This window comes from Chryseobacterium rhizoplanae (assembly GCF_900182655.1).
In the GTDB taxonomy this organism is placed as follows: domain Bacteria; phylum Bacteroidota; class Bacteroidia; order Flavobacteriales; family Weeksellaceae; genus Chryseobacterium; species Chryseobacterium rhizoplanae.
Genome location: NZ_FXTC01000003.1, coordinates 301,242 through 323,401 on the forward strand (window position 1 = coordinate 301,242; position 22,160 = coordinate 323,401).

The 22,160-nt window shown below is 37.1% G+C and carries 16 protein-coding genes; 9 read left to right on the forward strand and 7 right to left on the reverse strand.

Annotation, left to right across the window (positions count from 1 at the left end; genetic code table 11):
• Positions 1-29 precede the first annotated feature (29 nt).
• Positions 30-566 carry a gamma carbonic anhydrase family protein gene (locus tag FN817_RS10050; protein WP_047425877.1) on the reverse strand — a complete coding sequence of 179 codons (537 nt, stop codon included), beginning with the start codon at positions 564-566 and terminating at the stop codon, positions 30-32.
• A 167-nt stretch (positions 567-733) separates the two neighbouring features.
• Between FN817_RS10050 and FN817_RS10055 the strand changes: the two genes are divergently transcribed.
• Genes FN817_RS10055 through hemH form a run of 3 tightly spaced genes read left to right on the forward strand, consistent with a single transcriptional unit; the run spans position 734 to position 3,195 of the window.
• On the forward strand, positions 734-1,612 hold the full coding sequence (locus tag FN817_RS10055; RefSeq protein ID WP_047425876.1) for an iron-sulfur cluster biogenesis protein NfuA: 879 nt from the start codon (positions 734-736) through the stop codon (positions 1,610-1,612).
• An 11-nt stretch (positions 1,613-1,623) separates the two neighbouring features.
• Complete coding sequence (locus FN817_RS10060; RefSeq protein WP_142717798.1) at positions 1,624-2,151, forward strand: NADPH-dependent FMN reductase; 528 nt, start codon at positions 1,624-1,626, stop codon at positions 2,149-2,151.
• A gap of 15 nt (positions 2,152-2,166) precedes the next feature.
• Positions 2,167-3,195: a ferrochelatase gene (hemH, locus tag FN817_RS10065; protein ID WP_047425872.1), complete on the forward strand. Its 1,029-nt coding sequence runs from the start codon at positions 2,167-2,169 to the stop codon at positions 3,193-3,195.
• Between the two features lie 78 nt (positions 3,196-3,273).
• On the opposite strand, the gene FN817_RS10070 is transcribed toward hemH, so the two are convergent.
• Together FN817_RS10070 and FN817_RS10075 are read right to left on the reverse strand one after the other, a co-directional pair.
• A complete protein-coding gene (locus FN817_RS10070; RefSeq protein ID WP_167498841.1) occupies positions 3,274-5,232 on the reverse strand; it encodes a M4 family metallopeptidase in 1,959 nt (652 codons plus the stop codon).
• 359 nt (positions 5,233-5,591) lie between these two features.
• Positions 5,592-6,812: a type IX secretion system plug protein gene (locus tag FN817_RS10075; RefSeq protein WP_142717800.1), complete on the reverse strand. Its 1,221-nt coding sequence runs from the start codon at positions 6,810-6,812 to the stop codon at positions 5,592-5,594.
• A gap of 70 nt (positions 6,813-6,882) precedes the next feature.
• Between FN817_RS10075 and FN817_RS10080 the strand changes: the two genes are divergently transcribed.
• Complete coding sequence (locus FN817_RS10080; protein WP_142717899.1) at positions 6,883-7,521, forward strand: MBL fold metallo-hydrolase; 639 nt, start codon at positions 6,883-6,885, stop codon at positions 7,519-7,521.
• Between the two features lie 371 nt (positions 7,522-7,892).
• Here FN817_RS10080 and FN817_RS10085 read toward each other — a convergent pair whose 3' ends face one another.
• The 3 genes from FN817_RS10085 to FN817_RS10095 are packed head-to-tail and all read right to left on the reverse strand — an operon-like array spanning position 7,893 to position 13,058.
• Complete coding sequence (locus FN817_RS10085) at positions 7,893-10,322, reverse strand: TonB-dependent receptor (RefSeq protein WP_142717801.1); 2,430 nt, start codon at positions 10,320-10,322, stop codon at positions 7,893-7,895.
• Positions 10,323-10,344: 22 nt separating this feature from the next.
• Positions 10,345-11,826 carry a trehalase family glycosidase gene (locus FN817_RS10090; RefSeq protein WP_142717802.1) on the reverse strand — a complete coding sequence of 494 codons (1,482 nt, stop codon included), beginning with the start codon at positions 11,824-11,826 and terminating at the stop codon, positions 10,345-10,347.
• 2 nt (positions 11,827-11,828) lie between these two features.
• The gene (locus FN817_RS10095; protein ID WP_142717803.1) at positions 11,829-13,058 is read right to left on the reverse strand and encodes an MFS transporter; all 1,230 of its coding nucleotides are present in this window, start codon (positions 13,056-13,058) and stop codon (positions 11,829-11,831) included.
• Between the two features lie 123 nt (positions 13,059-13,181).
• Between FN817_RS10095 and FN817_RS10100 the strand changes: the two genes are divergently transcribed.
• Entirely contained in the window at positions 13,182-14,087 is a 906-nt protein-coding gene (locus tag FN817_RS10100; protein ID WP_142717804.1) for an AraC family transcriptional regulator, read from the forward strand.
• 270 nt (positions 14,088-14,357) lie between these two features.
• On the opposite strand, the gene FN817_RS10105 is transcribed toward FN817_RS10100, so the two are convergent.
• A complete protein-coding gene (locus FN817_RS10105; protein WP_047425862.1) occupies positions 14,358-14,912 on the reverse strand; it encodes a thioredoxin family protein in 555 nt (184 codons plus the stop codon).
• 320 nt (positions 14,913-15,232) lie between these two features.
• On the opposite strand from FN817_RS10105, the gene FN817_RS10110 reads away from it, so the two are divergent.
• From FN817_RS10110 to FN817_RS10125, 4 genes are all read left to right on the forward strand, one after another.
• Complete coding sequence (locus FN817_RS10110) at positions 15,233-15,829, forward strand: TetR/AcrR family transcriptional regulator (RefSeq protein WP_034694942.1); 597 nt, start codon at positions 15,233-15,235, stop codon at positions 15,827-15,829.
• Positions 15,830-16,193: 364 nt separating this feature from the next.
• On the forward strand, positions 16,194-17,354 hold the full coding sequence (locus FN817_RS10115; protein ID WP_142717805.1) for an efflux RND transporter periplasmic adaptor subunit: 1,161 nt from the start codon (positions 16,194-16,196) through the stop codon (positions 17,352-17,354).
• 40 nt (positions 17,355-17,394) lie between these two features.
• Positions 17,395-20,577, forward strand: coding sequence for an efflux RND transporter permease subunit (locus tag FN817_RS10120; protein ID WP_047425858.1), 3,183 nt, complete (start codon positions 17,395-17,397; stop codon positions 20,575-20,577).
• 166 nt (positions 20,578-20,743) lie between these two features.
• Complete coding sequence (locus FN817_RS10125; RefSeq protein ID WP_047425856.1) at positions 20,744-22,156, forward strand: efflux transporter outer membrane subunit; 1,413 nt, start codon at positions 20,744-20,746, stop codon at positions 22,154-22,156.
• The last annotated feature ends 4 nt before the right edge of the window (positions 22,157-22,160 follow it).

The window sequence follows — 22,160 nt, forward strand, 5'->3', positions numbered from 1 at the left end:
GCTTTTATATTTACAGGATCAATTGAAAATTAAAATTGATGATCTTTTACGTTCTCCTTATACCATGAAGAGTATTTGACATAATTATTTGCAATTCTGTCTACTTCACCTTCCAGTAACTGAGCATTGATATCTTTGATTTTTTTCGCAGGAACTCCGCCCCATACTTCCCCGGATTTGATATGAGTACCCTGGGTTACTACAGAACCTGCTCCTACAATAGAATTTTCTTCCACCAGACAGTCATCCATTACAATAGCTCCCATCCCGATCAGGACATTATCTTTAATAGTGCACCCGTGAACAATTGCGTTATGCCCGATAGAAACATTATTTCCGATATTCAGCGGACTTTTCTGATAAGTACAATGCAGCATTGCATTATCCTGAACATTTACCTTATCACCCATTTTTATATAGTGAACATCGCCTCTGATCACAGCATTATACCAAACGCTGCAGTCTCTTCCCATCGTAACATCACCAATAATAGTAGCGGTTTCTGCTAAAAAAGTGTTCTCTCCGATCTGTGGTGCCTTTCCTAAAAGTTCTTTTATAAGTGCCATAATATTAATTTGAAAATTTGAAAATATGCCCAATTGAAAATGATAAATCTCTTGCTTTATAATCCAGGTATCTAACTTCTAAATTACAGCGATAGCAAAAATCTAACTCTCAATTCTCAGCTTCTAACTTCTAATGCGTATTTTTGTATCTCAAATTTAACGAAAAAATGCGTACCGTACTTATAGAACCTACCGAAAACCCGAAAGTAATGAAATTTGTTGCAGATTACAATCTCATTCCGGGGTCTTTAGAGTTGGACAGAAATTCAGATATATCAGAAATTCCTTTGGCACAGGAGCTTTTCAACTATCCGTTTGTGGAAAGAATTTTCATAACGGCTAATTTTGTAGCTGTGGCTAAACAGGATACCATAGAATGGGAACATGTAGCTGAAAGTCTGAAAAATGTGATTGAGGATGAATTATTGGCCAACCCAAGAATTTACCTTCAAAAGAAAAAAGAAATGTATCAGATCTATGCTGAAATGACTCCGAATCCTAATGTAATGAAATTTGTTTCAAACAAATTGCTAATGGATGGTTTTGTGGAAGTAAAATCTGTTGAAGCCGCTGAGGAAGTTCCTTTGGCACAGGCAATCTTTAAAGAATTTGAATTTACAAAAGAAGTTTTCATTTCTGATAATTTTGTAGCGGTTACCAGAGACAATTCTGTAGAATGGCACCAGGTGATGATGACTGTTCGTGCGCTTATTGCCGAGTATCTTCAAAACGGAGGTGAAATTTCTAAAATAGAACCTCAGAAACATGAAAACCCTGTTGAAAAAATTATCAACAGAGATTATACGGAAGATGAGCAGAAAATTTCTGACATTTTAAATGAATATGTAGCGCCTGCAGTAGAAAATGATGGTGGAAAAATTTCATTAATGGAATATGATCAGGAGAGTAAAACTGCAAAAATGCTTTTACAGGGAGCTTGTTCAGGCTGCCCTAGTTCTACAGCTACTTTGAAAAACGGAATTGAAAATATTTTAAAACAATTCGTTCCGGATCTGGTAGAAAAAGTAGAAGCTGTAAACGGATAATTCAGTTTAAAATGCCTCCCCAAAAGAAAATTGTTGTTATTATTGGAAGTGCTTCAGAGAACTCCAGCAATCAGAAACTGATGGAGCAGGTCCTGGAAAAGATGGGAAATACAGATTTTCTGATGTATGATAATCTTGCTGTTCTTCCCCATTTTGATACTGCAATAACGGATGAGAATATTCCGGATGAAGTTCTGAAGATCAGAGAGGATATTAAGAACTCAGCAGGTGTAATATTTTCCACCCCGGAATATATTTTCAGTATTCCCGGCAGATTAAAAAATATGCTGGAATGGTGTGTTTCTACAACAGTCTTTTCTGATAAGCCGGTTGCAGTAATCACCGCATCAGCCAGTGGAGAAAAAGGCCATGAAGAATTATTAATGATTTTAAAGACTCTTGGAGCATCAACAGATGATAAACATCAGGCATTAATAAAGGGGATAAAAGGCAAATTTGACAGCAATGGCTTACTGGAAAGTAATACCTTTGCTAAAGTATCAAAATTAGTAGCAGATTTTACAACGTCTGTTTCATAATTAAAAATTAGAATATTGAATAATAAAGGAATTTTACTGGTCAACCTCGGATCACCGAGATCAACCTCTGTAAACGACGTAAAGGAATATCTTGATGAATTTTTGATGGATGAAAGAGTAATCGATTACCGTTGGATCTTTCGTGCGCTTCTTGTACAGGGAATCATCCTGAAAACAAGACCTGCCAAATCTGCTGAAGCCTATAAAACGGTTTGGACAGATGAAGGTTCACCACTGATTGTCATTACTGAAAAAATTCAGAAGAAACTTCAGAAGCTGGTAGATGTTCCTGTAGAAATAGGAATGAGATATGCAGAACCCAGCATTGAAACCGGTATTCAGAAACTGGTAGATCAGGGAATCACTGAGATCGTTCTTTTCCCTTTATATCCTCAATATGCCATGAGTACTACAGAAACGGTAATTGAAAAGGCAGAAGAAGTAAGAAAAAAGAAATTTCCAAAAGTAAAGATCAATTATATTCAGCCTTTTTACAACAGGGATATTTATATCAACTGTCTGGCAGAAAGTATTAAAGAAAAACTTCCTGAAAATTTTGATGCCTTGCAGTTTTCTTATCATGGAGTTCCGGAAAGGCATATTTATAAAACAGATCCCACCAAGACCTGCAATCTTAATGACTGCTGTTCCAGAGATGATAATCCGAGCCATCAGTTCTGTTATCGCCATCAATGCTATAACACAACACAGCGTGTTATTGAGAAACTGAATTTACCCAAAGAAAAAACAATTGTTTCTTTCCAGTCAAGATTAGGAAAAGATAAATGGATTGAACCATATACCGATGAAACATTGGAAACAATTGGTAAAAAAGGGATAAAAAATCTGGCCATAGTTTGTCCGGCATTCGTTTCTGACTGTCTTGAGACATTAGAAGAAATTTCTGTAGAAGGAAAAGAACAGTTTATGCATGGAGGCGGAGAAAATTTCCATTATATCCCATGTCTGAATGATGAAGACCGATGGATTGAAGTCGTAAAAATCCTTTGTGAAGAAAAACTGAATGATTTCTATTTAGTGTAATTTACTTCATTCAAAATATACAAATGGCCACAAGTAATTCTTGTGGCCATTTTGCTAAATATATTAAAATTTTGGTGTTTACTTTTTAATCAGGTTTCCTGCTTTCTGTCCGTTTACCATTACGATGTATACTCCAGGAAGTATATTGGAAGGAAGCTGGATGTTCAGTTTATTGGCACCTTCTGTAATCTCAACTTTTTCAGAAATCTCTTTCTTACCTGTAAGACTTACCAATTCTACAATTCCTTTTCCGGCTTTACCTTCAAAATTCACAGTGAATCTGTCAGTTGCAGGATTCGGGCTGATGGTATAAGCTGAAACATTTGAAGTTGCTGCAACAAGTCCTGCCGCAGAAGTTCCGCCTCCTACACCTACTGCATTCCATGCATTGGTAACCTGTGTCACTTCATTGCTTCCAGCTCCGTATAAATCTGCTGCTGCTTGAAGAGAATAAGTTCTTGTGTTGGCATAGTTGGATGATGAAGTCAGGTAAGTTGTTAATGTTCTGTAAGCAATAGCACCTGCTTTATCCAGTCCGATTCCGGAAACATTATAAGCAAAACCGTTATCATTTGTACCTGAACCTCCTGTTACCAATAAATAGTACCAAAAGTTAAGGACTCCCGAATTGGTATGAACACCGCAATAATCATTGGTTGTCTGTCCCGGCACTGCACATCCTGTAGTTGTAGCATCTTTCCAGTAGGTACCTTTATAAGTATCCGGCTGGCGGTAAGCATTAGGATTAGACATATCTCTGATGACATAATTGAAATCTTCTCCTAATGTCCAGCTTGCCTGTGTTGGTCTTGCCCAGCGTTCTATTGAATTTCCGAAAATATCAGAAAAGCCTTCATTTAATGCTCCAGGTTCTCTTTGATATACAAGATTTGCTGTTTTGGAAGTCATCCCGTGGGTAATTTCATGTCCACAGACATCAATAGCTGTTAGTGGTTTTCCTCCGTTAGTTGTAGAACTTCCGTCACCATAGGTCATTCTGGAGCCATCCCAAAATGCATTAAAATAATTGGTAGAGTAATGAACATAAGATTTTATTGCAAAATTATTATTGTCAATACTCTTTCTTCCAAATTTTGTATATAAATAATCTACCGTCATTTCTGCTCCCCAATGGGCGTCTGTAGCATATTGATCTTTGTTGGTATTTACATTATTCCATACATTATCTGTATCTGTAAAATCTACTGCTGCAGAATAATTAGTACCTTTTTTAAGATTGTATGTTTCTACCGCTGTACCCGCATTTCTACCGGTCTCTCTTAATCTGTAGCTTCCGTTATAAGAATCAGCTACAATGCTACGGCTTCCGCTATATCCTGTAGTTGCTGTTCCCGGGGTATTCACTTCGTGGATAATAGCGTCTGTTCCCAAGATTTTTCCATTTTTAGCGTCTACAAAAACATATTGTCTGCTTAATGGTTTTTCTGAGTAAATATCAAATTTATAAGCTAAAGTTAAATCATTCAGTTTTTCATCCGTAGGATCTGAATAATATACCAGTTCACCTTTAGGAGCAAAGCTTGCATTGGGATTATTGGATTCTTTTTTAAGAAAATCTTCTTCTTCTTTATTCTGCCATTTGTAGGATTCTGCCCCAACGAATGATAAAGCACTCTGCAGAGCGATACTTTCAGAAATATTGGTTTTCTTCTCAAGCCCTTTCGGAAGCTGAAGAACCCATTTTCCTGATTGTCCTACTATTTTGCCTCCTTTTGTTTGTACCGCCATCATTCCGTATTCTACCGGAATATCATTAACGGTCTGTTGGAATCTATGAGTTTCAAAGCCCAGCACATCTTTTTCCAAGCCCAGTTTAAGTGCTTGCCCAGGAGAAAGTCTCTGTGAAGTTTCATCAAATAAAACAGGACTTCCCTGAAATGCAGGTGCATTTTTATCAAATCTCATAAAGTCCGCATGTAATCCACTTTTACCCGGATTTAATTTTGATGGTGTGTTTTGCCCAAAAACAAAAGAGCAGGCGGCAACGCTTGCCACTAAGATAAATTTCGTTTTCATAATAATATTGGTTGATTGTGATGACGAATATATAAACTTTTCACAATAAAACAACACGAACAATGAATAAAATTCAAAGTATATCATAAATTAATAAATAAAACATAATAATGATTTTAAAACAAAGAAAATAATTTAAATATATTTTTTTTGGAATATAGATTTTACATTAATATATTTAACAAAAATCAAAATTTTGTGAATTATTTTTTTCCACTATGCAGTGCATTATAATCAAAAAAAATAACTTGATTTGAAATCTTATAGTATAATCATTTCGAAATTGACAAAAAAATAAGGACTATCTGAAGAGACAGTCCTGTTTATATAAATATTTTTAAAATACTGATATCAAATAATTAACGCTTACTTGCTATTGGAGTTCTGAATTCACCATAGCCCATCAGCCCGTCATAATTTCTCCCAAATGGTGCATAATAAAGAAATGCCTGATAAAGGTTTTCTGTCTGCCAGAAATTACCGTTTACCTCACCGAAATTCAACGGTCCATTTCCTTCTTTGGTTACTAAAACGTAGTTATAAAAACCCTGTTTCAGGAATATTTTAGCTACATACTGCTTCGTAGCAGCATCATACTGCATTTGATTTTCCTTAGTTGGCATATAATTATTAAATCCTCCCAAAACATAAATCTCTTTATCCACAGGATCCGATTCCAGATAGAAATGCACCCATGAGTAATCAGCTTCTCTTTCGGCATCTCTTTCTCTTCCCAGGTCATTTCTTCTGTAATACCATGCTCCATTTACATCAGGCTGATATTGATAATTTAAAGGAAATGCCCATACCGGATGAAGATAAGTCTGATTAACATCATCTTTTATTTCTGTTACACGCACCATATCCGCCGCCATATTCATGTTTTTATTATCGAAATAATAAAATTCATTGTCTCCGGGAAACGTAAGATTCATCTGCTGGAAAAGTATCTGATTGCCTAAAACGCTGCTTGGCTTCAGATTAGAAATCACCATATTGGGGTTGTTATTCTGCATCACATTCATTGTGATTGAATTGACATTGGAAGAAATATCTCCTCCTTTCGGAGAAACATTCACTTCTACCCTCTGGTTAAGATTGGGATTTTTTGCGTCTGCAAACCTTGAAATATTTAATCCTACAGATGTTGCATCTTCTACCAGGTAAAACCTTTTTTTGAACAGAGGCTGATCTGCGGAATCTTTGTAAACAATCAGTTCATAATTCCCTGAAATTTTCAACTGGATTTTATCATTCGGAAAAACAAGTTTATAGTGCGTATAAGCCTGTAATGTATTGAAAGAATATTGAAACTGATCCAGAAGTGCATTCATACTTCCGGTAGCAAATTCTGTAAAAAACAGATTATCATCATTCCAGTTTCTGTCATAATGTTTGAATGTGTATCTATAGATCTGACTGCCGTTGGTAAGATCATCAAAGCCCAGAACCAACTGTTCACCAATCCTGATTACCGGAGTTTCATCATTGGTCTGAGGATTGAACAGCTGAACACTTTGGATATTTTGTCCAAAAACCAGTCCGCTCAAAGTAAGTAAGAGTATTCGCAAAGTTTTCATTATGACGAAGATAACGAAAAATAGCCATTTTCTTAATAATATCGTATTTTTGAATAAAAAATATTCAGATATGCTTCAGATTCAAGGTTTCGTATTCAACTTTGCGAGCGAAAATACTTACATCATTTATAACGAGAATAAAAACGCATGGTTAATTGATCCGGGAAATATGAAAGGGCAGGAAACCCAGGCTATTGAGAGTTTCATTTCAGAAAACGGACTGAAAATTCAGAAAATTCTTTTGACTCACGCACATATTGATCATGTATTGGGGCTTCAATGGGCTTTTGACACGTTCAAAGTACCCGTAGTAATGCATCAGGAAGATCAGGAAGTTCTGGATATGCTTCAGGCAAGCGGAATGAGATTCGGAATGCAGGTAGATCCTGTAAAAGTAGATGTGGAATATATTAAGGAAGGAGATCAACTGGATCTGGATGGAGAAAAGTTTAAAATTTACCATGTTCCAGGCCATTCTCCGGGAAGTGTGGTTTATCACCATGAGAATCAGAAATTCATTATTTCAGGAGATGTTCTTTTTGAGGGCAGCATCGGAAGAACAGATCTATATAAAGGAAACTATGAGCAACTGATTGATGGTATTAAATCTAAACTTTTTATTTTAGATAATGATACTCAGGTTTTCTCAGGACATGGAAATCCTACGTCAATTGGATTTGAAAAGCAGTATAATCCATTTTTGAAGTAAAAGGGCCGGAGGGTTTGAGAGTCATATAAACGTCTTAAATCAACCTTAGATCTGACACTTTACATAAAAAATCATGTTCGATAAAATTTAAAAATAATTAACAGGTCGCTCCTCCGGAGCTCTAATTTAAAAATAAATACGTCCTATTAACAGTTAGCTCCTATTGGAGCTGGATTTGATCCCATCGGGATTAACTGTTAGTAGAAAAAATGAGATCGCCGTAAAATAAAGCTCCGGAGGAGCGACCTGTTAATTCATGCCGTAAATATTGATATTTTCAATGTATTTATACTTTTTATCGGACAGCAATAATAAAAAAATACAAAACCGTCAGAATTTCTGACGGTTTTGCTGTTATAAAGAAATAGAGTTTAGAAATCCAAAGTAATGGAAGCTCTGGCTGCAGCTCCCATAATAGGTCTGGCCATAATGATTCCGTCTCCGTTTGGAGAACCTGCTCTTGGGTCACCTTCTGTGATTCCGATTGTATTAAAGATATTGGTTCCATCCACGGCAAAACGTATTCTTCCTAACTGGTAAGACATTCCTGCTCCAAATTCGGTGAAAGAAGGTAATGTCTGCACATTCTTCTCATCCTGGAAACGTTTTCCATAATAATTCATACTTGCATAAGCTCTCCATGCTTTCGTAATATTGACTGCAGGTGAGATATTAAAGAAAAATTTAGGCATTCTTCTTACTACATTTCCTTCAAGAACGCTTCCGGCCTCAAGGTTTTTATATTTTGGACTTTGGATTGTCCCGTTGAATGTTACTTCTAAAATATTATTGAATAAACGGGCGAAACCTTCTAATTCAACTCCATAGTTTTGTGTATTGGCGAAAGTATTTTCGGATTTACCATCAGAGAAAACATCTGTAAATGAAAGATTCTTCAAGGTAGAATAGAACGGAATCACTGCTACATCAAAAGTACGCGAGTAATATTTATATCCTACTTCCAGCTGATTGGTTGTTACAGATTTTAAAGGTTTATCAGGATTCGGATTGGAGAAATAGTTGTAATATGCTTCTTCATTCGGTGATCTGAAACCATTGGAAAAACGGGCATATACTGCATTTTCTCTATTAATCTTATAATTGGTGGCTAATGTGAAAGATACTTTATCTACATTATAATTCCAGTAAGTATATTTATTTCCCAATACACTCATATTATCATCAGCGGTAGTCGTACTGAAGCCATGAGTTCCATCCGTTGTTAACCCTGAATTATTTAAATTGGAAGAAGTTGTATTGGCAAAATTCCCTTTATAATAATCATGGCTGTAGCGAAGACCTCCATTCACACTTAAAGCATTGGTAATATTATAATCAATGTTTACATAAAGATCATTTAAGCTTCCCTGAGTCTGGGTATCTCTTTGTAAAAACGTCATATTGGTTACTCCATTATAGGTTTTAGAATATCCGGTATCTGACGGACTTAAAGAAGTATCTACCAGATTCAGTAACTCCGGTCTGTCTGTGGCTGTAGTAAGAATATTACTCCAGTTCCAATATTGATGGGATTTCCAATTGGATTTATAAAAACCTGCAGTAACATTTCCCTGGTCAAACTTATAATTGAACTGCAGATCATTCACAAAGTTATTCATCTGCTTGTCAATGGCCCAGAATCCCAGTTTCTGTACATATTCAGGATTAACCACAGCTCCGTTGCTCACCAATGAATATTGATAATTATTGCCGGCAATTCCGTTACTTTTAGCAAATTCTGCCATCGTCTGCGGACCTCCTGCAGGGAAAATCCCGGTATAATTCATATTGATATTGGTGTATCTGGTCTTATTTAAAACACTGAAATTGTTTCCAAGATCATATTTAAACTCAGCTCCCACTGCATCTACTTTCGGATGAATTCCGTCTTCAAGATTTCTGTTGAAAAATCCACCTCCTGCCTGTGGTATATTCAGCTGGCTGATTGCTCTGTAACTATATGTTCCGTAATTAGGATCAAAATTCTGGAATCCTTTCAGCTTGTTGCCGTTTTGTACCAAAGGAATAGGAAGGAAGAAAGTATTTCTGTCATCCAGTTTTTTGTAATACACTTTTACGTAGCCTTTATCAAAGACGTATTTCAGATTCATCCTGATTTGCCCTCCGTTATTGGCTTTGAAACCTGTTTTTCTGATCCCGTCATCTGTCCTGTAAAAACCTCCTACATTGAAAAACAGTTTATCCTGAACCAAAGCTCCACCCACATTTACATCAGTACGCATTAATCCATATGTACTTGTCTCCAATTTTGCTGTACCTCTGAAATCATTGGTTCCTTCTCTGGTAATAAAGTTGATCAAACCACCGGGAGAATTGGTTGCAAAAATAGATCCCGATCCCCCTCTCAAAGCTTCCATACGGTTTACCGAATTGTCCACACGAAAAAAGTTATCCGCATTGGCAAACTGAAGGGCTCCGTCTTCAAAAACCGGAAGGCCATCTTCCTGTACCTGCACAAACTCATAAGCTCCTGCAGAAGGAATCCCTCTTGCAAAAAGGTTATTTCCTACTTCACCTCCTGAAGTTTCCACCGCAAATCCGGGAACTCTTTGTAATAAAGCAGCGGCACTAATGGGGTTCTGCTTCTGGATTTCTTTGGAACTGAATGTGGAAATCGCTGTACTGGATTCTATTTTTTTCTTCGGATTTGAATTTCCTGTGATGACAATCTGATCGATAGAGGAAATTTTTGCAGAATCCTGCGGAGTTTCCTGGGCATAAGCATTATTAAAATATAACGTAGCTGTTGCGGCGATTAAAAAGATTGATTTTTTTTTCATAGCCTTATTTTTATAGTTAGTTTCAGTTTTGTTGTAATTGTAAATACACTCCATTCGTCCAACCAAATCCATCCTGATTAGGGTATTCCCCGCCGCCTGCTATTGTTTCTGTGTCTAATGCATTGTATTTTTCCATTAGTTTTCCGGTATTCTTGTAGACTCGTTCTACATTGGAACACCAGTTATTTTTTATCTTCTCGGCCAGTTCATCAAAGCCGTAATTTTTCATTGCTTTAAAGCCCAGCCACTGATAAGGAGCCCATGCATTGGGAAGATCCCACTGCTGGCCTGAATTTTTAGTGGTGGTAACCAACCCGCCTTTGTAAAGAAATTTTTCAGCTATAGCTTTCGCAACCGCCTCTGCTTGCTCCTGATCTGCAATTCCAAGGAATAAAGGGTAAAGAGCAGCAATATGTTCAGACGGTGTTTTTGTGTTTTTTTTAGTGTGATAATCCTTATAATTGTTAGTATTTCTATCCCAGAAATAAGTATTGATCATCTGTCTTCGGCTTGCTGCTCTTTCTGAAAAATATTTTTCTTTTTCACTCAGATTCTGAAGCGCTGATGATTTTGCCAAAGTCGTTTCCAAATGCCATAAAAGACAGTTCAGATCAACCTGTGCAAGATTCAGCGTTTCTATGGTCTGTATATTTTCTCCGTCTGCAAACCATCTGCTGGAAAAATCCCAGCCTGATTCACAAGCACTTCTTATATTTCTGTAAAATTCATCTCCCGAACTTGTTTCATGATCTTCAATATCGATCAGATAACTTTCGGGACGTGGTGTATTTTCTGAGTCGTAGTAACGGTTCAGAACATCTCCATTCGCTGTTTTGACAACTCTTTTTACACTTGAATTGTTTTCCAGCCATTCTTCACCATTCATCCAGAAAGCATATTCTTTTTCAAGAGTATCATGATATTTTATATAAATTCTTTCGTCATGCGTTGTCTCAAAAAGAATATCCAGCATTAATGAAAAATAAGGCGGCTGAGATCTGCTCAGGAAATGAGTTCTGCTGGCATTTGGAACAAATCCTACGTTTTGAATCAGGTAAGAACAGTTTTCAATAATATTTTCCATCATTTCTATTCTGCCGGAAGCTTTTAACCCCAGCATAATAAAATAGCTGTCCCAATAAAAAAATTCGTTAAAACGGCCTCCCGGAACAATATAAGGTTTCGGTAATTTTAAAAGAGTCCCTTTTTCTTCACCGGCTGTACGGGTCAATTCGTCCCATAATTTTTCAATATGTTCTTTGATAGGAAGGTGATCTTCTCTCTGCACTGAAACTCTGGCTCCTAAAAAATCAAAATGGGTCATCACAAAATCTTTCAGATCAAAACCCTCTGTATTTTTTGATTGTTCATAATCTTCATTAATCTTTGCAATAGGGAAAAGAGGAACTGCATCCGTCATCATTTTCTGATCTTCAAAAATTTCAGATCTCTGCACCTCATCAAACAGACTTTGAATTTCGTTTATGTAAAGCTGATTACTCATTGTTATTTTTTAGGATTAATTTTTAATTTATTCATGAAAACTGCCGAAGTGATCAGTAATGAAAGCGGAATCAAAGAAAGATAAAACGCCTGTTGACCGCTGAATTCCTGAAACACAAAACCGGTAATGATAGAACCGATAGTTCCTCCGATTGCTGAGAAAACCACAATTAAACCTGACATCGCGCTGTGTAAATATTTCGGGATTGATGCCAGAATTACAGAATTAATGCTTGGATAAATTGGTGCCAGCAAACCTCCCATCAAGGGAAATAAATAGACAACCAAAGGTGCATTCATCCAGCTTGTATTCGTGTCTATATGAATATTATGGGTAAGAGGTAAAACCAACAGTAAGCTGACAGCAAAACCTACCACACAAAAAGAAACAACATAGATCCAGTTGAATTTCTTAGAGAAGAATCCCGACAAAAATCTTCCCAAAGCAAAAGCTCCCGCCAAAACTGCTCCCGCCTGGATACTCATTGAAGTAGGTACTTTTAAAATTTCCTTATAAAAAGTAGGTGTCCATGTTTGAAAGCTCTGCTCTACCAGTACAAAAAGGAAAGCACATAATAAAAAGAACAACACTTTTTTATAACTGAATAAGCTTGCACTATTTCTTAAATCTCCCAATAAGTCTGTTTTCCCGCTTTTCGCTTCCTGTTCATTTAATTTTGAAAAGAACAGGAATAAAAAAGATAAAGTGGAAAGCCCGCCTAAAACCCAATATACATTCAGCCATCGCGTAGATTCCGGATTATGATCATCAATATATAAACTGAACAATACATTTCCTGCCAGAACTCCAATCATGAAAAAACCTTCAAGAAAGCCCATAAAGCTCGAATGTTCCTTGTCTGTTTCCGTTACCAGCCCGATAGAAGTAAAAACCGAAATTTTAATTAAAGCAAAGGAAACTCCTACTGTGGCAAATAATAATTTAAAAACCCAAAAGGTATTGGTAAACGGCATTACAAAACACATACAGCTTACCAGCAATAAAGCAATCAACATTGATTTTTTGATTCCGATTTTGGGAAGAAATGAAGCCAGAATGAATGAACATATTGCAATGGGAAGATCTTTGAAGCCTTCCAAAACACTGGCCGAAGATTTTGAAATTCCAAAATTCTGCTGTACCTGCAGGATCACTGTACCTACAGAATTCAGAAGAATGGCAAAGACAAAATAATTTAAAAATAAAACGGCCTTGATGTTAATATTTTTCATTCAGGTTATTTCTTGTCGGCTAAGATAGAAGCATTTGTGTTAACGATAATTTAACACAGTAAATCAATATTTGAACTATATTAATATATTTACTATTTTTAGTAATTAAATATGATTAATTAAATGAAAGTTACTTTTGAAAGGGTAATCCCTAATGAAAAGAGTTCATTCCGCACGATTCATAACAACTCTCCTATTTCAGAATTTAAATGGGAGTATCATTATCATCCCGAAATTGAGTTGGTATGTGTCATTTCCGGGAACGGAACCCGCCATGTAGGGTATCATAAAAGTAATTACACCAATGGAGATCTGGTATTAATCGGGTCTAATATTCCTCATTCCGGATTTGGATTAAACTCCATTGATCCGCATGAAGAAATTGTACTTCAGTTCAAGGAAGAGATTCTTCAGTTTCCCCAGCAGGAAGTAGAAGCCAGATCTATCAAAAATCTGCTGGAACTTTCAAAATATGGAATTCATTTTCATCATAAAGTAAAAAAAGTAATGCTTCCCAAACTGAAGTTTATGCTGGAATCTGAGGGCTACAAAAGGTATTTATTATTGCTTGAAATTCTTTTCGAGCTTTCAAAATGTGAAGATTATGATCTTTTGAACAAAGAAATCATGCCCTACACCATTATTTCTAAAAATAAAACCCGTCTGCAAAATATCTTCACCTATGTAGAACACCATTATGATAAGGAAATCGAAATTGAAGAAGTAGCAAAACTGGCCAATCTTACTTTGCCGGCTTTCTGTAATTTCTTTAAAAAAGCGACTCAGATTACGTTTACAGAGTTTGTCAATAGATACAGAATCAATAAGGCATGCCTGCTAATGGCACAAGATAGATCTATTTCAGAATGCAGTTATCAGTGCGGTTTTAATAATGTGACGTACTTTAACAGGATGTTTAAAAAATATACCGGGAAGACGCCTTCTGAGTTTATCAGGAATTATTCTCACAATAACGTTAATGTAGATTTGAAGGTTGAGAATGAGACTAAAATCAAGGCAAGCTTTTAATAGAGAAACTATGCCGAGACTTCTACGGAGTGACAAACTGTGTGTTAAACGAAGGATTCTATTTGTCATTCCGTAGAATCCAGACCTACTTATGTAAAATTTGCAGCCACTTACAATAAAAAGACCAACTATGCTGAGACTCCTATGGAGAGACGAACTGTGTGGATAACTAAACGAAGATGTTGTGATCAGCAAAAAAGCCACTCTAAAAAGAGCAGCCTTGTATTATAATGAGTAAAAACTAGTCACTAAATAACTAGCAACCAGCAATTATTTCCATTTAATATTGCATCCCATACTTGGTCTTTGAATTTCTTCCTGCGCTTCTCCTGCCAAAAGATTTTCAAAAGCAATAATAAGATCTTCACCTGTTACATCTTTATTGTTTCCCGGTCTTGAATCATCCATCTGACCTCTGTATACAAGATCCAGCTTATCATCAAAGAAATAAAAATCCGGGGTACAAGCCGCATCGTAAGCTTTAGCTACTGCCTGGCTTTCATCAAATAAATAAGGGAAATCAAAATTTCTTTCAATCTGAAATTCTATCATTTTCTCAGGAGAATCTGCCGGATATTTCTCAATATCATTAGAGTTGATAGCGATGAATTCTATTCCTCGCTCGTTATAATCTTCATATAATTCGTTAATCTTATCAATTACATGAAGAACAAACGGACAGTGGTTGCACATAAAGATCACCAAAGTACCATTTTCTCCTTTCAGTTCCTCTAAAGACTGAAGTTCATTCGTTTTTGACGGGTTAGGAAGTTCAAAAAACGGAGCCTTTGTTCCTAATGCCAGCATATTTGATGGAGTATTCATATCTTTTTTTCTTTACCGGCAAAGATAGATATTTCTTTTATTAATTGAGCCGGGTTCTGAAACAGACATTTTATTTTTGTAGGATAAGGAAGCTGGAAGCTGGGGGAGAGAAGATTTTTAATCCTCAAAAATAGTTATAGCCAAATTCTATTATTAGATTTATTGACCTCTGAAATAACTTCCAGCTCCCATTCTTCCTACTTCCAGCCATTAATAAATTTTTCTTGAAATGACTCATAAATCAATAAAATCCATAATATCCTTTGGAAGTTATATTAAAAAGTTTGTAGTTTTGCTAACGCTGTTAGTAAATAAATATCATGGGTCTACATGAACGCCGTCAACGAGAAAAAGAATCCATCCGTGCAAATATTTTGCAGGCTGCTTTTACTTTGGCTAAAACTGAAGGCTGGGGCTCACTTTCTATGCGTAAGATAGCTGATGCTATTGAGTATAGTGCACCCGTAGTATATGATTATTTTGAAAATAAAGAAGCTATTCTATTTGAAATTTCTTTAGATGGCTTTCATAAGTTACACATAGAATTATTAAAAGCTCAGCAGAAACATGACACTCCGGAAGAGCAACTTGTTGCTATTGTGGATGCCTACTGGAACTTTGCTTTTAAAAACAAGGAATATTACCAGCTTATGTTTGGTCTTGGAATGCAATGCTGTGGAAAAGGGCAGATGAAAAAAGAATTCTCATCATTTCAGGAACTGATCTATGAATGTACCTATGAGATTATCAAGAAAAACGGATCCAATCCGGACAATGCCTGTCATATGTCTCACGCTCTGTTTTCTGCCGTTCACGGAATGATCTCTATTATGATGATGCGTACTGCTGATATCCCTTCCACAATGAACAAGACGACATTGGACGAAACTGTTTCGGCTTTTATTAAGTCTTTGTAAATTTTTTTTGAATTTAAAATTAACACCGTTAGGAAATTTAACACCGAATTAATTTAAATTATTCTGTCTTTCCTGATTAAAAATGAAATCATTTATGGAGCAATTCATACCATTCAGTTGTTAAAAATAGTCATTTTTTGCTTATCAATTAACACTGTTAGTAAAATTAACACACCTTACACCATCATTATACACTTAAATACATTAAAAACAATTTTCAATTATGGAAACAATCGACTTTATCGGACATTAAAAATTCTGTAATTTTTTTGAACTAATCATTAACACTGTTAGGAAAAAAAACAGCATTTATTAAAAAAGACTTTTACTTAATCTAACACTTCATTAAAAAAATTAAACCACAATGAAAATACCTGGAAAAACAAGGTTTATTGTACTTATTGCAAGTATAATTCTTTTACAGAGCTGTACCAAGGCTGCAGAAGGATCCAATGCCGCGCCGCCAGCTCCAGAACTTCCGGTTTATACCGTTCTTACATCACCCGCTACTACATATCAGGAATTCCCTACTGCCTTAGAAGGGAAAAACAATGTTGAAATAAGATCTCAGGTAGATGGCTATCTTGATAGAATCTATGTAGAGGAAGGATCTTACGTAAGAGCCGGACAGCCATTATTTAAAATAGACTCCAGAAGCTACGGAGAACAAATGAATATGGCACAAGCCAATCTACAAGTTGCTAATGCTAATATCCAAAAGGCAAGAGTAGAAGTAGACAGACTTCAACCATTGGTTGCTGCAAAAGTAGTTTCTGATGTACAGTTAAAAACAGCAAAAGCCAATTATGAAGCCGCTGTGGCTGCTGCCTCACAGGCTAAAGCTTCTGTAGGAAGCGCAAGAATCAATGTAGGATTTACAACCATTACCGCTCCAGTAAGTGGTTATATTGGAAGAATCCCTTACAAAAAAGGAAGTCTGATCTCAAGAACAGATGTAAATCCATTGACCTTATTATCTGATATCAGTGAAATTTATGCTTATTTCTCTTTGAGTGAACTGGACTTTATTGCTTTTCAGAATAAATATCCTGGCGCTACTTTGGAAGAAAAGCTGAAAAATATGCCAATGGTAGAATTGGTGATCGCTGATAACAGTACTTATCCTGAAAAAGGAAAACTGAGCATCGTAGACGGACAGTTTGATAAAACTACCGGAGCCATCAGTGTACGTGCTGTTTTTCCTAATGCCAATGGAGCCTTAAGAACCGGAAACACAGGAAGAGTCCGTATGCCGCAACTGATCTCAAATGCTGTAGTTATTCCACAGGAATCTACTTTCGAAATTCAGGATAAAACCTATGTATATGTAATGGGTAAAGACAAAAAGGTAACCGGAAGACCAATCAAAATATCAGGAAAAACGGATAGCTATTATTTTATTTCTGAAGGACTTGCACCTGGAGAAAAAATAGTTTACACAGGAATTGGAAACCTAAAAGACGGAGCTTCCATCAATCCGAAAAATATTTCTTCTGACAGCTTGCTAAAAGCAAAACCATTATAATCCATCCCGAATACAGAAGACTTAAAAAAATAAACTTCTTATGTTAAAACAATTTATAGAAAGACCGGTCCTTTCAACGGTCATCTCCATAATACTCTTATTATTGGGAGCCCTGTCTCTCTTTAATTTACCGATTGCCCTCTTCCCGGACATCGCCCCACCGAGTGTACAGGTAACTGCATTCTATCCGGGAGCCAACGCGGAGGTTGTAGCACGTTCGGTTGCTACCCCGATTGAGGAAGCCGTAAACGGAGTTGAGAACATGACCTATATGACCTCAAACTCCAGTAACGACGGTACAATGACACTGAGTGTGTTCTTCAAACAGGGTGCTGACGCTGATAATGCAGCTGTAAACGTACAAAACCGTGTGTCGAAAGCAATGAGCCAATTACCTCAGGAGGTAGTGCAGGCAGGTATTTCTACCCAGAAAGTACAGAACAGTATGATCATGTTCATGGGTTTAACCAGTGAAAATGAAAAACAATATGACGAATTATTCCTTCAAAATTACCTGAAGATTAATGTTATTCCGCAGATTCAGCGTATTCCGGGGGTAGCACAGGCTCAGGTATTCGGAACGAGGGATTACTCCATGAGAATCTGGCTGAAACCGGACAGACTGGCGGCTAACAATCTTTCTCCTCAGGAAGTGCTGGGAGCCATTAAAGACCACAACCTTGAAGCAGCTCCGGGCCGTTTGGGACAGGGAAGCAAGGAAACTTACGAGTATATCCTTAAATATAAAGGAAAACTGAATAAGAATGAAGACTACGAAAACATCGCTATTAAAGCCAATAGTGACGGTTCTTTCTTACGATTAAAAGATGTAGCAAGAGTAGAATTCGGTTCTTATACTTATACGGCAACCAACAGAGTTGACGGGAAACCGGTTGCCGGATTCGCTATCTTACAGACTGCGGGTTCCAATGCAAATGAAATCCTTACTGAAATTGAAAGTCAGGTAAAAGTAATGGAAACTACTCTTCCAAAAGGAGTAAAGCCGATTATCATGTATAACTCTAAAGACTTCCTGGACGCCTCTATCCATCAGGTTGTTGAAACGTTAGTTATTGCCTTCATTCTGGTATTTATTGTAGTATATATTTTCCTTCAGGATTTCAGATCTACATTAATTCCGGCTATTGCAGTACCGGTTGCGATCATCGGAACATTCTTCTTCCTTCAGCTCTTTGGCTTCAGTATCAACATGCTTACGCTGTTTGCATTGGTTCTGGCCATTGGTATTGTAGTGGATGATGCCATTGTAGTGGTAGAAGCCGTCCATTCCAAAATGGAACAGACAGGAATGCCTGTGGAACATGCTACAATGAACTCGATGAGTGAAATCTCAGGAGCCATCATTTCCATTACATTGGTAATGTGTGCGGTATTTATTCCGGTTGGTTTCATGCAGGGACCTGCAGGGGTTTTCTACAGACAGTTTGCCTTTACATTAGCTATTGCGATTTTAATTTCAGCAGTGAATGCTTTGACATTAAGTCCGGCATTATGTGCAATGTTCTTAAATGATCCTCAGGGAGAACATGGAGAACACGGTCATAAAACAGGTTTTGGAGCAAGATTCTTCAATGCATTTAATGCAAGCTTCAACAGCATGACCAGAAAATACATCTACAGCCTTAAGTTTTTAATTAAAAATAAATGGGTGGCTATAGGAGGTCTTGTTCTTATTACAGCAGCAAGTGTCTTTCTGATCAAAAAAGCACCGTCAGGATTTATTCCTACTGAAGACCAGGGATTCGTATTGTATGCAGTGAATACTCCTCCGGGAAGTTCATTGGAAAGAACACACAGAGCGACTGCACAAATTGATAAAATCATCAACAGTGAGAAAGCCACCAATCACCTTTGGGTAGCGGATGGGATGAACTTCATCAGTAATGCCAACGCTTCTCCATATTCTGCAGGTTTCATTAAGCTTAAAGATTATGACAAACGTGGTGAAATGAAAGATCCCGATCTAATTGCAGGAACTTTAACAGGAAAGGTAAGCCAGGTGAAAGATGCGAATGCTTTCTTCTTCAACTTCCCTACTGTACAAGGTTTCGGTAACGTTTCCGGATTTGAATTCATGCTTCAGGATAAAACGAATGGTTCTTTTGAACAATTGGGAACAACCACTCAGCAGTTCATTGGTGAATTGATGAAACGTCCTGAAATTGCTTTCGCATTCACTACTTATGCAGCAGGAAACCCTCAGTACACCATTGATGTAGATACTGACAAAGCCAACCAGCTGGGAGTTTCCGTAACGGAATTGATGCAGACGATGCAGATTTATTTCGGAAGTAGTTTTGTATCGGATTTCAACAGATTCGGAAAGTATTACAGAGTAATGGCACAGGCAGATATTCCTTACCGTACTGATGTTAACTCTCTGGAAGGAATTTATGTTAAAAATAAATCAGGAGAAATGGTTCCTGCGAAAACATTAGTAACGTTAAAAAGATCTTTCGGACCTGAAACGGTAACAAGAAACAACCTTTTCAACGCAGTAACAATCAACGGAACACCAAAACCCGGATACAGTACCGGAGATGCCATCAAAGCTGTAGAAGAAGTGGCTCAGCAATCACTTCCAAGAGGATATGGATATGAATGGACAGGGATTACCCGTGAAGAGATCAAAACAAGCGGACAAACTGCATTCATCTTTTTCTTAAGTATTTTGTTTGTGTATTTCCTACTGGCAGCTCAGTATGAAAGTTATATCCTTCCTTTTGCTATTATTCTTACCATTCCAACAGGGATCTTCGGAGTATTTGCCTTCACAGGGTTAGCCGGAATCGATAATAACATTTATGTTCAGGTAGGATTGATTATGCTTGTAGGACTATTGGCTAAGAATGCCATCCTTATTGTAGAGTTTGCCGTACAGAGAAGAAAAGCAGGAAAAACTTTGATTGAGTCTGCACTTCAGGCATCAAGATTACGTTTAAGACCGATCTTAATGACCTCTTTTGCCTTTATCGTGGGGATGCTTCCACTGGTATGGACACAAGGTGCCTCTTCAAAAGGAAACCACTCTATTGGATACAGTACCGTAGGAGGAATGCTTACAGGAGTAATATTCGGAATTTTTATCATTCCGGTAATGTATGTGATCTTCCAGTATCTGCACGAAAAAATGCCAAGCAGAAAACAGAAAAGACTGAAGAAAAAACAAATGGAGGAAGAACTTTTAGCTTCAGCTCATTAATAAAAATGAATAACAAAAACTTAGAGAAAATTTTAAGACAAAGGATTAACTATTCTCCTGCTGTTCTTAATGATTAAAAAAATCAGCTATTTTCTCCTACTAAAGACAATTTTTGCATCAATGAAAACCTCTCTAAGTTTTGTATTCAATTAAAAGTTTAAAAACTATGAAACGAGTAAAAAATATTATTCTAACTTTCGCGCTGGCTATAGGCTCTGTATCATGTGTGTCCAAACTGGCATACACAGAGCCTGAACTGCCACTTCCGGAAAAGTTTCAGTATACTGCAACTGCCGATACAGCCAGCATAGCGAATCTGGAGTGGAAGCAGTTCTTCAGCGATCCTATTTTACAGGGATTGATTGAAAAAGGAATCAAAAATAATTATGACCTTCAGATTGCCCTAAAGCAGGTTGCTGCTTCACAGGAAAAACTGAAACAGGCAAAATATATGCAATATCCGGATGTTGGTTTCGGCGTAAGCGGGCAAATCTCAAGGCCTTCCAAAAACAGCATGAACGGGCAAAGCTTAAATTTATTTTTAGGATCAAGCCATGTTGAAGATTATAATGCAGCCTTCAACCTTTCATGGGAAGCGGATATCTGGGGAAAAATTAAAAACCAGCAGGAGGTTTCAAGAATGCAGTATCTGCAGACATATGAAGCTTCAAAAGCAGTTCAGACCCAGGTAGTAGCAGCAATTGCTCAGGGATATTATAACCTGTTGATGCTTGACAGACAATTAGCTATTGCAAAATCTAATCTTGAGCTAAGCAGCAATACCCTGATGATCACACAAAAAATGTGGGAAAGTGGTGATAACACCTCTTTAGGAGTACAGCAGGCCTCAGCACAGAAACAGGCAACAGAACTTCTGATTACTCAGCTGGAACAGAATATTGCCATTCAGGAAAATGCTTTAAGTATTTTGGTGGGTGAAGTCCCTAATAAAGTAAACAGAACCATTGAAATGTCTGATACTTCATTACCGCAGAACATTACCGCAGGACTTCCTGCAGCTATGGTAAGCAGAAGACCGGACGTTCGTCAGCAGGAACTTGTTTTACTGGAATCAAACGCTATCGTAGGAATTGCTCAGGCCAATATGTATCCGGCATTGAAAATTACTGCGAATGGAGGAGTAAACTCATTCAAGTTTGATAACTGGTTTCAGATTCCCGCTTCATTATTCGGGTCTGTTCTGGGAGGACTTACCCAGCCTATTTTCCAGAAAAGACAGTTGAAAACAGATCTTGAAGTCGCAAAAATTCAAAGAGAGAAAAATGTTCTGGCATTCCGTCAGTCGGTATTAAATGCTGTAGGTGAGGTTTCAGATGCTTTGGTATCTAATGAAAACTTAAAAGCTCAGGAACAAAAAGCTACCGAGCAGGCAACTACCTTGAAAGATGGAATTAAAAGTGCACAGCTTCTTTACAAAGGAGGTTCAGCCAATTACCTGGAAGTGATTACAGCACAGGGAAATTCCCTACAGGCAGAGTTGAATCTGGCTTCCATTAAAAGACAGAGATTAAGCAGCATTGTAGATCTATACAGAGCGCTGGGCGGCGGTTGGAAGTAGTAAA

Coding starts and splice junctions, on each gene's coding strand:
- FN817_RS10050 (WP_047425877.1), bottom strand. CDS start 566: ATGGCACTTATAAAAGAACTTTTAGGAAAGGCACCACAGATCGGAGAG.
- FN817_RS10055 (WP_047425876.1), top strand. CDS start 734: ATGCGTACCGTACTTATAGAACCTACCGAAAACCCGAAAGTAATGAAA.
- FN817_RS10060 (WP_142717798.1), top strand. CDS start 1,624: ATGCCTCCCCAAAAGAAAATTGTTGTTATTATTGGAAGTGCTTCAGAG.
- FN817_RS10070 (WP_167498841.1), bottom strand. CDS start 5,232: ATGAAAACGAAATTTATCTTAGTGGCAAGCGTTGCCGCCTGCTCTTTT.
- FN817_RS10075 (WP_142717800.1), bottom strand. CDS start 6,812: ATGAAAACTTTGCGAATACTCTTACTTACTTTGAGCGGACTGGTTTTT.
- FN817_RS10080 (WP_142717899.1), top strand. CDS start 6,883: ATGCTTCAGATTCAAGGTTTCGTATTCAACTTTGCGAGCGAAAATACT.
- FN817_RS10085 (WP_142717801.1), bottom strand. CDS start 10,322: ATGAAAAAAAAATCAATCTTTTTAATCGCCGCAACAGCTACGTTATAT.
- FN817_RS10090 (WP_142717802.1), bottom strand. CDS start 11,826: ATGAGTAATCAGCTTTACATAAACGAAATTCAAAGTCTGTTTGATGAG.
- FN817_RS10095 (WP_142717803.1), bottom strand. CDS start 13,058: ATGAAAAATATTAACATCAAGGCCGTTTTATTTTTAAATTATTTTGTC.
- FN817_RS10100 (WP_142717804.1), top strand. CDS start 13,182: ATGAAAGTTACTTTTGAAAGGGTAATCCCTAATGAAAAGAGTTCATTC.
- FN817_RS10105 (WP_047425862.1), bottom strand. CDS start 14,912: ATGAATACTCCATCAAATATGCTGGCATTAGGAACAAAGGCTCCGTTT.
- FN817_RS10110 (WP_034694942.1), top strand. CDS start 15,233: ATGGGTCTACATGAACGCCGTCAACGAGAAAAAGAATCCATCCGTGCA.
- FN817_RS10115 (WP_142717805.1), top strand. CDS start 16,194: ATGAAAATACCTGGAAAAACAAGGTTTATTGTACTTATTGCAAGTATA.
- FN817_RS10120 (WP_047425858.1), top strand. CDS start 17,395: ATGTTAAAACAATTTATAGAAAGACCGGTCCTTTCAACGGTCATCTCC.
- FN817_RS10125 (WP_047425856.1), top strand. CDS start 20,744: ATGAAACGAGTAAAAAATATTATTCTAACTTTCGCGCTGGCTATAGGC.